The organism is Clostridiales bacterium (assembly GCA_030016385.1).
Taxonomy (GTDB): Bacteria; Bacillota; Clostridia; order Clostridiales; family Oxobacteraceae; genus JASEJN01.
In genome coordinates this window covers 1-11,408 of sequence record JASEJN010000078.1, presented here as the reverse complement: position 1 = coordinate 11,408, position 11,408 = coordinate 1, and the positions used below count along the sequence as shown (strand labels likewise).

7 protein-coding genes, 1 pseudogene and 1 other annotated feature are annotated in these 11,408 nt (G+C 38.2%); of the genes and pseudogenes, 3 read left to right on the top strand and 5 right to left on the bottom strand.

Going from position 1 to position 11,408, the window contains the following annotated elements; all coding sequences use genetic code 11:
- Window positions 1-96: 96 nt before the first annotated feature.
- Window positions 97-2,007 carry a threonine--tRNA ligase gene (gene thrS / locus QME45_13485; GenBank protein ID MDI6619644.1) on the bottom strand — a complete coding sequence of 637 codons (1,911 nt, stop codon included), beginning with the start codon at window positions 2,005-2,007 and terminating at the stop codon, window positions 97-99.
- Window positions 2,008-2,065: 58 nt separating this feature from the next.
- Window positions 2,066-2,281: a binding site (T-box leader), on the bottom strand.
- A gap of 189 nt (window positions 2,282-2,470) precedes the next feature.
- On the opposite strand from thrS, the gene QME45_13480 reads away from it, so the two are divergent.
- Window positions 2,471-3,649: an iron-containing alcohol dehydrogenase gene (locus QME45_13480; protein ID MDI6619643.1), complete on the top strand. Its 1,179-nt coding sequence runs from the start codon at window positions 2,471-2,473 to the stop codon at window positions 3,647-3,649.
- Window positions 3,650-3,858: 209 nt separating this feature from the next.
- Here the strand turns inward: QME45_13480 and ytxC are convergent, their stop codons facing one another.
- From ytxC to QME45_13460, 4 genes and pseudogenes are all read right to left on the bottom strand, one after another.
- On the bottom strand, window positions 3,859-4,767 hold the full coding sequence (gene ytxC, locus QME45_13475; GenBank protein ID MDI6619642.1) for a putative sporulation protein YtxC: 909 nt from the start codon (window positions 4,765-4,767) through the stop codon (window positions 3,859-3,861).
- 330 nt (window positions 4,768-5,097) lie between these two features.
- Window positions 5,098-5,628, bottom strand: coding sequence for a GNAT family N-acetyltransferase (locus QME45_13470; protein ID MDI6619641.1), 531 nt, complete (start codon window positions 5,626-5,628; stop codon window positions 5,098-5,100).
- A 332-nt stretch (window positions 5,629-5,960) separates the two neighbouring features.
- A pseudogene (locus QME45_13465) lies at window positions 5,961-6,230 on the bottom strand (dCTP deaminase).
- 114 nt (window positions 6,231-6,344) lie between these two features.
- On the bottom strand, window positions 6,345-7,766 hold the full coding sequence (locus QME45_13460; protein ID MDI6619640.1) for a radical SAM protein: 1,422 nt from the start codon (window positions 7,764-7,766) through the stop codon (window positions 6,345-6,347).
- A gap of 762 nt (window positions 7,767-8,528) precedes the next feature.
- Here QME45_13460 and QME45_13455 point away from each other — a divergent pair.
- Together QME45_13455 and QME45_13450 are read left to right on the top strand one after the other, a co-directional pair.
- Window positions 8,529-9,557 carry a DUF3048 domain-containing protein gene (locus QME45_13455; GenBank protein MDI6619639.1) on the top strand — a complete coding sequence of 343 codons (1,029 nt, stop codon included), beginning with the start codon at window positions 8,529-8,531 and terminating at the stop codon, window positions 9,555-9,557.
- Between the two features lie 221 nt (window positions 9,558-9,778).
- Window positions 9,779-11,119 (top strand): C1 family peptidase, encoded by a 1,341-nt coding sequence (locus QME45_13450; protein MDI6619638.1) that lies wholly within the window; start codon window positions 9,779-9,781, stop codon window positions 11,117-11,119.
- Window positions 11,120-11,408: the final 289 nt, after the last annotated feature.

The window sequence follows — 11,408 nt, the reverse complement described above, 5'->3', positions numbered from 1 at the left end:
GGACAACTGTTCTCTCTTAAATCAGGTGGTGTGGATAAATATGCGGAAACTCAAGCTGATTTTTATGCGGGTGTATAAAGATCATTTGGAAAATATCTAATCGATGGCCTTTGTATTTATCTTATCCTCAACCAGCTTTACAAAGTCATCTATCTTCATCGTCCCGATATCTCCGAGTTTTCTATCTCTTACGGAAACTTCACCGTTTTTGACTTCCCTGTCACCGGCAACAAGCATATACGGAATCTTTTGTACCTGTGCCTCTCTTATTTTATATCCGATCTTTTCACTTCTAAGGTCGGCGTCAGCTCTGATATCCTTTTCAAGAAGAATCCCCTCTATATTTTTTATATACTCAGCTTGGTTCTCGGTTATATTCATCACTCTGACCTGGACAGGCGCCAGCCAGACGGGAAACGCTCCGGCATACTGTTCTATAAGTATTCCGATAAATCTTTCTATGCTGCCAAATATAGTCCTGTGCACCATTACGGGCCTGTGCTTTTCACCATCAGGGCCGATATAGGTCAAGTCAAACTTTTCAGGCATCTGAAAATCTAACTGTATTGTCCCGCATTGCCATGTACGGCCAATACAGTCTTTAAGATGGAAATCGATTTTAGGACCGTAAAAAGCCCCGTCACCTTCATTTATCTTATAAGGAAGTCCTGCCGCTTTTAAAGCATCTTTCAATGAATTTGTCGCAAGCTCCCATGCCTCATCGCTGCCCATGGAATTTTCGGGCCTTGTCGATAATTCAACATGATATTCAAATCCGAAAAGTTTATATACATAATCTGTCAACTTTATTACTCTCAAAAGTTCATCTTTTACCTGGTCGGGAGCCATAAATATATGGGCATCATCCTGAGTAAAATTTCTGACTCTCATAAGGCCATGCAATGCTCCTGAAAGTTCATGCCTATGGACAAGCCCAAGCTCACCTAATCTTATCGGAAGCTCTTTATAACTGTGCATGGCATTTTTATAAATCAATATTCCGCCAGGGCAGTTCATAGGCTTTATAGCATAATCTTCACCATCTATTTTTGTAAAATACATATTTTCTTTATAATGATCCCAATGTCCTGATTGATGCCATAAGGATTCACTCAGTATTATAGGAGTCATCACTTCTTTGTATCCATTTTTTATGTGTATCTTTCTCCAGAAACTTTCAAGCTCGTTTCTTATGATCATCCCATTGGGATGAAAGAAGGGAAATCCGGGTCCTTCTTCATGCATGCTGAATATATCGAGCTCCTTTCCTAATTTCCTGTGATCTCTTTTTTTAGCCTCTTCCAAAAGATTTATATACGCATCAAGTTCACTTTTCTTAGGGAAAGAAGTCCCATATATTCTCTGAAGCATTTTATTTTTTTCGCTGCCCCTCCAGTATGCACCTGCAACGGATAAAAGCCTGATGGCTTTTATGGAACCGGTCGACGGCAAGTGGGGCCCCGCGCAAAGATCAACAAAATCACCCTGTCTGTAAAAGGATATGATCTCATCTTCCGGTAAATCCTTTATAAGCATCACTTTATACGGCTCATCCTTGTCCTGCATGAATTTAATTGCTTCTTCCCTTTCAAGCACAAATCTCTCCAAGCTTAAATTTTCCTTTACGATTTTTCTCATTTCATCTTCCAGTTTTCTGAGAACTTCGTCAGTAAATATAAAATCAGCATCAAAATCGTAGTAAAAGCCTGTATCTATTGCAGGACCTATGGCAAGCTTTACATTTGGATAAAGCCTTTTTACTGCTTGAGCAAGTATATGGGATGTTGTATGCCAGAATATCTTTTTTCCCTCTTCATCATTGAATGTAAGCAGTTTAACGTCTGCATCATGATCTATAGTGCTGTTTAATTCCTTTACGGCACCGTCTACGATTGCACCTACAGCAGCCCTTGCAAGCCCCTGGCTTATGCTCTTTGCCACATCGGCTACAGTGATGCCTGCTTCAAACTCTTTTACAGTTCCATCCTTTAAACGAATCTTAATCATTATATCAATCCCTTTCTTAAATATATTTCATGGTCAAGACAAAAAAAACCTCGTCGCATAAAGGGACGAGAGTTTATTTTTCCCGCGGTTCCACCCAAATTAGTATAAAACCCGCTTCTAAACTTTAACGCAGCAAACGCATACTCCTACTTTATTTCAGATATGAACTCAAAGGCGGTTTTCAAACATGCATGCCTGGAAATGCTTTCAGCCTCCGGCATCTCCTCTCTTATAACGGCTGTTTATGTCTACTCTTCCTTATCATCGTATTTACTTATATTGTCTACAATTATATATTTGTTTTTTATATATGTCAAACTAAATTTAAAATGCGTTCGATTCGTAATTTGAGCTTATGTTTGACCGCTATTTACAAAGTATAACAACTGTACTAATATTTATATGAAATATGCGTTTCTATACTTATATAAAAAATGTTAATTATTTGCGGGAGGTATTAAAAATGAATTTCAACTATTATATACCGACAAAGATCCTATTCGGCCCTGGTAAATTAAAAGAACTTACAAAAGAGAACCTTCCCGGTAAAAAAGCCTTGATAGTCATAAGTAGCGGAAATTCCATGAAAAAATACGGATATCTTGACCACTTAACCGGAATATTAAAAAGCAAAAATATCAACTATGTAATATTTGATAAAGTATTGCCTAATCCAATTAAATCCCATGTAATGGAAGCCGCAGAAATTGCAAAAAGAGAAAACTGTGATTTCGTAATAGGACTTGGGGGAGGCAGCAGCATCGACTCGGCAAAAGCAATAGCCGTGATGGCAAAAAATTCTGGAGATTACTGGGATTATGTGAACGGTGGAACCGGCAGGGGATTGCCTGTAAAAAATGGAGTCCTGCCAATAGTTGCCATAACAACAACCGCCGGCACAGGTACGGAAGCAGATCCATGGATGGTTATAACTAAAGAAGATACTAACGAAAAAATAGGTTTTGGCAATGAATCTACCTTTCCTGTTTTATCCGTCGTCGATCCGGAACTTATGCTGTCGATACCAAAGCATCTTACGGCTTATCAGGGGTTTGACGCCCTATTCCACGCCACCGAGGGTTATATTGCAAATATAGCGACGCCTATCAGCGACGCTTATGCTTTAAAAAGCATAGAATTAATATCGAAATATCTGCCTGAGTGTGTAAAGAATGGAAACAACATAGAGGCTCGTACCTACGTAGCGCTTGCAAATACTTTATCGGGATTTGTAGAATCTACTTCAAGCTGTACATCCGAGCACTCAATGGAACACGCTCTGAGCGCATATCACCCTAATCTTCCTCATGGAGCCGGACTTATAATGCTGTCGGAGAGCTATTATACTTTCTTTGCTTCAAAAATTCCTGAAAAGTTCATAACTATGGCAAAAGTAATGGGAGTAGATATGGACTTTATCGATATAGACAAACGTCCCATGGCATTTGTGAAAGCCCTGGTAAAACTCCAGAAAGATTGCGATGTTAATAATCTTAAAATGTCTGACTATGGAATCAACCAGGAAGAAATACCCCATCTTGCAGAAAATGCACGTAAAACCATGGGGGGATTATTTGAATTGGATCCATATAAGTTATCTCTCGAAGAGACTGTAAATATTATCAAAAAAGCATATAAATAATTATATTTCGAGGTTAACAGGTTTTTAGAGGAGCTGATGTTGAAGGATGGCGAAGCATATTCATATCAACTCCCTTTTATTATTTTATGCCCTTTAAGCCTTATTTACGTACTTTCTCCAACCTTTTTTTTCTCTGGCCCGCTCCTGCGAAATTTTTATATATCTTTAAACATCCATTCTTTATTATAAAGCTCAAACCGGAAAATTCATCAATACTTGTGTGCCGGATTTTTGCCGATACAAAGGCTGCATCCCGTACAGATCTTGACCCTTTCACAGAAAACATTTTTTATAGTTTCTATTATATCTTTGTTTTTGATATTATAGAGATTATGGAAAATTATATATTTAGGCGCCGCTGTTATCAACGAACTTATAAGTAAATCATCGCTGTCTATATCGCTTTTGCTGCTTTCATTCAAAATATTTTTCAGGATATCCTTTGTTATCTCATTGCGCATTCCGTCGTACATGCTGTAATTTCCATCGCTTTCCACCACAATATTGATTATATCTATGCTGCTTTCCTGTATATCAACAAAATATTTTAAGAGTTTTATAAACTCATTATATTCTCTATCAACCAAGTATTCCTCTACGATTTTGTCAGACAAATCTTCAATTTCGTTGCGAAAATTTTTCATTCTAAACCTTACAAAACCTTCAAGTATTATCTCGTTGCTTTCATTAAAATATTGCAATAACTTTTCTTTTGTATTCTCTTTTATATTTTTATAATATATATATTCACTGCCTGATGCAGGAGTTAAACCCTTCAAAACCTGAATACAACTGTCTGCAATGTTTGAAACCTCATTATCCTGCAAAAAGCAATAATTTTCTTTAATAATTTTGCTTATTAATTTTACTTGAAAATTTTCTATAATCATCTGATATATTATATCCGCCGCATATATATAAAAGTTATCTTTAAATTGTTTTTTGTTGAATTCGCTTCCCGGATCTTTTATTACACACTTTATAAAATGTAAATTGCCGCTATCGTTTTCAACTAATCCCATCCCTATACCTTTTGCCTTATAATAACTTGCAAGCCGGTCCATTTTTTCATATACATCGCATCCCTCAGTAAAATAACCTACCGATAGAAGTACCAATTAGCTCACTCCTTTCTAATGTTAGTATATGAATATTGCTCCTGTGTATACAAGAATATATAACACTGTATTGCTGAATCACGAAATAATATTTCACAATATTTGATATATCTGGTATTCAGCGGAGTTATTATTGAGATTTTTTTGAGCTCTTATCTATCACGCTCAATTTCTGTTGGTTTGACGGCCCACAAAATAGCAAAGGCCTTGAAGAGATTGATACTTCAAGGCCTTTGCTATGAGAAACAACCAAATACTCTGATTATAGATTATAATTAAAACAAGGTTCGTCCGTGTTTCCGGCTTTCCAAGATTGATGATTTTATAATTTTATTTGACAATGTCTATCCAGTAAATCTGCTCAATTTTATTCTTATATAATCCTTCCCATGTTAATACTCCGCCGCAGCTTATAGCTGTTCTGGCAGAAGATATATTATCTTTGTCACAGGATATCATCACTTTCGGGATTCTCATTTGACGTGCGATATCTAAAACCAATAGCAATTGTTGCTTGGCATATCCCTTTCTTCTCTCGCTCGGACGGATTTCATATCCGATATGTCCGCCGTGACGTTTTAATTCCTCAGTAAGAGTATGCCTAAACTGAATAGAGCCGATTATTTTATTATCGCTCTTTCTTAATGAGAAAAAAGTGCTTGCATGAATGTTTTCTCTCGACGATTTATCTTTTTCGATAGAAAGAACAAGTTGTAACCATTCATCAAAATTGTCAAAAAAACTTATCCCACAACTTCCGTTTATTCTAGTTTCACCATAATCAAAACATTCCTGCCGATAGTTCCAGATATCGCTTTGCAAATTTTTTGACGGTTTTATCAATTTCAATTCATTCATCATTGTCACTTCTCATTATACAAATATTATAAATTGATTATGCCATTAGTTATTTTGCGTTTCTAAATTCAAGATAGTATCGATTTTCCTCATATTCGACTTCATTTAATAATGTAAAGTACTTCCCGATAATATGTTTGGCGAATGCCAGCGTCCAAAAATACGTTTGATATTCATATGAGATTCTTATGATATTCCTTGTTTCTATAATCGATCATTGGGTGATACCCAGCCGCATTATACCTGTCTTTCATTATTTTTATGTTCATATACTTTACCACCTCATGTAGATTTTACGAGAACATATGCAGATAAATTTATATGGTTATTCTATATTATTTTTCAAAATCCTTATATAATAAACTCGGTTGAATACCGGTATTATTTTGATATTTACCGTCTTTATAAGGTTCATAATCTCCTAAAATATCATGATAGTAAATCTGGCATATTTGTACGTTTGGATAAATCTTAATCGGTTGTATGCAGAACATCTCAAGCGTCCAGTATCCGGCAAATCCGACATCACCAAAGCCCGCAGTGACATGTACGAATAACCCGAGTCTGCCAATAGACGAACGCCCTTCAATCATAGGTACAAACTTATCGGAAATCCTCTCTCTTTAATCGTATAACATTTCACGCCGAACCTGCCAGCTATTGACTGGCAGGTTCGGCGTGAAGAAACTTTGTTGGTTCGGTAGCGGTTTTCTTACTCTCTATTTTCCGGAGGCAACCTTCTTGTGTGACAATCGCTCTTCTTCCTCCTTGGCCTTACGTTTCATTTTTTCCAAATAATACGCCTGATCTTTGCTGCCATTCCAAAGGCTTTCGGCCTCGGATGCCCAGCATGCCGCGTATTTGTCGCATTTGCTGCACAAATGCTCGGCTGATTCCGGAGATTGCAGGTCCGTCGATTTTGCACCGCTCTTGGAAACAATCTCACGCAGCTTCTGCGGGTTCTCCAGCATCGGACAAGGCCTTAACATGTTATCGTTAAAAGGCTGCCCATCGTGATAGGCCATGAAAAGTGGCGAGGTAAGAGCCTCCAGCAGCGTCTTTTCATGGATGTTGGAATCGCTGTAATGGATAAACACGCATGGATCGATGTCTCCGTTTGCGTTAATATGGAAATAACGGCGTCCTCCTGCAATGCACCCCTCTACATACTGCGCGTCATTCTGGAAGTCCATGGCAAACATGGGTTTGCGGCTGCGATAATCGCGCAGGCGCCGTATCATCTCTCTGCGCTGGTCCGCCGTCGGTAAAAGTTCGGCCGAAGCATCGTTCCCGACCGGCATGTAATGGAAATACCAAACAAAAAGCGATCCCATTTCAATCATCTTGTCATAGAATTCTTCCGATGTGATCGATTCAAAGTTTGCGCGAGTATAGCAGCAGGAAATGCCGAAGGGAAGATGTTTGCTCTTGAGCAGCTTCATGGCTTTAATAACTTTTTGATATACACCTTTTCCTCGGCGGCTGTCCGTCGCCTCTTCAAAACCCTCAATAGAAATGGCGGGAACAAAATTCTTGACCCGTAGCATCTCATCGGCAAATTCCTCGTCAATAAGCGTACCGTTTGTGAAACTGAGAAATTCGCAATCCGGATGCTTTTCGCAAATCGCAATCACGTCCTTCTTGCGCACAAGCGGCTCACCACCGGTATAAATATAAAAATAAACACCGAGTTCCTTGCCTTGGATGATGATGTTATCGATCTCATCAAAGGTAAGGTTCAACTTGTTGCCGTATTCGGCCGCCCAGCAACCAGTACAATGCAGATTGCATGCTGACGTTGGATCCAGCAGAATTGTCCACGGGACATTGCAGTGGTATGTATCCCGGTAATACTGCTCTTTATCCCATCCAATCAGGTTTCCGTTAACGATAAAATTTACAAAAAATGTCTTGAGCGTATCCTTATCAATATCGTTCACAATATGGAAAATATAATCGTGATACGGGTTGTTTGGGTCTTCCAGAGCTTCACGGGCTTGTCTGCGGGCTCCCTCAAATTTACCGTTAGAGAACCTGTCTATCCAGTTCATAAGCTTGGGCAGATTTTTCTCAGGATTCTTTGTTACATAATCGACCGCATGCCGAACTCCAAACTCAGCCAAACCGCTAGATAATTTCATGAAATGACCTTCTTTCTTAATATATTCTCGATGGCATTCACAGCGTATCTCTTCCCGTTAAACCGCTGATTTACGATAAACGAAAAATAAAGAAATTGTACTCCTCTCATTCCCCCATTAAAAATATGTTATCTATAATTATATGTTGTAAGGATAAATATGTCAACATGGCGAATGTGCCATGGCACGGCACGGGAAAAGCATGAAACCATATATTGCCAAAACAATTCAGAAATAACTTCTTAAAAATATTTCTTCAATACTATAAATCTTAATAGAACTTTTTCGATTAAACTTATACTATTAATATACTGCCATCAAAATCTATGTCTTAATTTCTAATATTATCATCTTTATGATTCTTAAGATACATGTCCTGATTTTATTCTATCATATTTAACTAACCTATTTACTACACCTTCGCTAACTGCGCCAAGTATTACAAAATAAGATATTGAGAAAAAATAATGCCTCCCAGTATATACCAAATAATTACCATATTATTTATTCCTCCATAAATAATATTTTTTACTTTTAAATTTTCTGCTAAGTTTTCATATAATATTAGCTGTACTCTTCCTTATCGTCTGTTATGTTCTTAAGTAGCGGTATAAATTTCATGATGCAAACTTGGCAATAGCCATGATATGATTCCTACAGGCTCGATTAAATCTTTTATGACATCATTCTCAAGGGCATGTTATTTTTATATTAAATATATTAAAATGTAATAAATGAATAATATTTTGGGAGGATGGTAAATTGAAACGTAAAAGTGTACTCATATTATTTTTATGTTTAATGCTTTTTTTATCAGGATGTAAAAAGGGCAAACCAACCGGTTCACATACAGATTCCACTTCAACATCAAATGCTGCTGCCTCGTCGACAGCGTCTGAGCAAAAATATTATGCGCCGTATACAGGCGAGGAGGTCAGCAAGGATGTCGCACAAAAACCTGCTTTCCTTGCAATAATAGAAAATTACGTAGCCGCACGTCCCCAGTCGGGTTTTACTTCGGCAGATATCGTATTCGAAGCGATGACGGAAGGCGGCATAACAAGGTGCCTGGCATTGTTTCAAAAGGATGACTGTGACAAAATAGGACCTATAAGGAGCATGAGGACATATTTTCTGGACATCGCTTATGAATATAACCTTCCATTTGCCCACTGCGGGGGAAGCCACGACGCGCTTGACAGGATCAAAAATGAACCATCGCTGATGTCGATGAACCAGTTCGCAAACGGCTCATCGTACTGGCGCGATCCGGCCATAAAGATACAGGAACACAGCCTGTACTCATCGGCTGACAAACTCAGGAGCCTTGCACAGTCGAAGGGGTATTCCCATGAGCCGTCGTCAAGCCTTAAATTTGACAAGGCATACTGGGACAGTGCAGACGGTTCGCAGGCAAAAAATGTTCTCATAAAATTTCATGCTTCATACAATACTTCCTATGAATTCAAAGACGGCTTTTACTACAAATCGATGAACACCATACCCACCCTCAACAAGGAGGACAAAAAGCCCGTCGCTTTAAAAAACATAGTGATTCAGAATGTAAACTACAGGTCCAGACCAAACGAGGCATATCTTGATGCTGACCTTATAGGCAGCGGCAGCGGATGCATAATAAGCAACGGTAAAGTTGTAAACGTCACATGGTCAAGAGACAGCCTTAAATCGAATACGGTTTTCAAGGACGAAGGAGGAAATGTGGTACCTTTAAATCCGGGCAATACCTGGTGGCACCTTTTAAACCAGACTGCAAAGCTTACAATAAATTGATAAATATAAATAATATTTGCAGAACAAGATAATTTAAAAAAATAACTTCTATTCGTAATATGAGCTTATGTTATTTTGAACACTCATTCGCTGCTCAAAATAACATAAGCCTATTTATGCCTGATTTCATATTACGAATAGAAAAAAATAATGTAATTGCTGGAGCAATGGCATAAAACAGTATATAATATTTATAAATCTACATATAAAGGGGTAATAGCATGGTACAAAATATAACAGAACAGTTTTTAGAGTCCTGCTCCGAAAATTTCAATAATATTCCACAGAACAGGCTTATGATGAATGCAGTTATTAAAGTTGGAATTGATGAAGCATCCATAAGTAATCAATCCATCATCGACAACCAATTTACATTTTCAAATGAAATCGGCACCGGCAAGGTGGCCAATCAAAAATTAAGTGGCAGGTGCTGGATGTTTGCAGGGCTAAATTTATTAAGGCAAAGGATTATTGAGAAATATAACATTAAGGATTTTGAACTTTCGCAGTGCTACACGATGTTTTGGGACAAGCTTGAAAAGTCCAATTACTTTCTTGAGAGCATAATAGATACACTTGAGAAACCACTTGACAGCAGGCTTGTTATGTGGCTCCTATCAAACCCAATCCAGGACGGCGGTCAATGGGACATGTTCGCAAACATCGTTGAAAAATATGGAGTTCTGCCCAAATATATGATGCCTGAAACGTTCCACAGCAGCTCAAGCAGCAAGATGAACTCTCTTCTGGCGCTTAAGTTAAGGCAGGGCGCGCTCACTCTTCGCAAGCTCCATGAGGGCGGCGCATCCGTTGAATCCATCAGGAATGAAAAGGAGAAAATACTCGGTGAAGTTTATAATATGCTCTGCTGTTTTTTGGGGGAACCTCCTAAGAAATTCGATTTTGAATACAAGGATGCAGACGGGAAATTCCACAGGCGCGAAAACCTTACGTCTTTGAAGTTCTATAGTGAATTTGTGGACATCAATATAAGGGATTATGTCAGCATAATAAATGCACCAACAGCGGATAAAAAGTTCAATACCGCCTATACCGTCGCATACCTTGGAAACGTAAAGGGCGGAAAGGATATCAAGTACTTGAACGTTGACGTGGACACCTTAAAGGAACTGGCAATAAAACAGCTTCAAGATAATCAAACCGTATGGTTTGGATGTGATGTAGGGAAGCTATCGGATCAGACCATGGGAATAATGGACGATGCTCTCTATAATTATGACGATGTGCTTGGCACAAATCTTGAGCTTTCAAAGGGCGAAAGGCTCGACTATGGCGAAAGCTGCCTTACCCACGCAATGGTTTTAACCGGAGTAAACATCTACGATGGCAAACCAAACCGCTGGAAGGTTGAAAATAGCTGGGGTGATGGAAAAGGCGACAAGGGTTACTTTGTGATGAGCGACTCCTGGTTTGAGAAGTTCACATACCAGATTGTGACAAATAAAAAATACCTGTCCAAGGAGCTGTCAAAAGCATATGAAAAAGAACCTCAGGTTTTAAATCCATGGGATCCAATGGGCTCGCTGGCGGTAATGAAATAAATATTCTCCGGCAGTGATATGCTCCTCCTTATGGTAAACAGTTAAAATAACAAAACTGTTTACCATAAGGAGAGCGCTTCATTTATGTTATACTCTTGTCTGCACAAATTCCTGTAATTTTTAACGGCCTTCTATGATATTCTTACCATAGAAGGCCGTTAAAAAGGTTTTATTTTATAGTTTCTTTGACTATTTATTATGCATGCTCTTTTGAGCGATAGAATTATCAATTATTAATTTAATCTGTTGTGCTAACTGATTATTTAGGGTATTAAGGAATATTATGGTA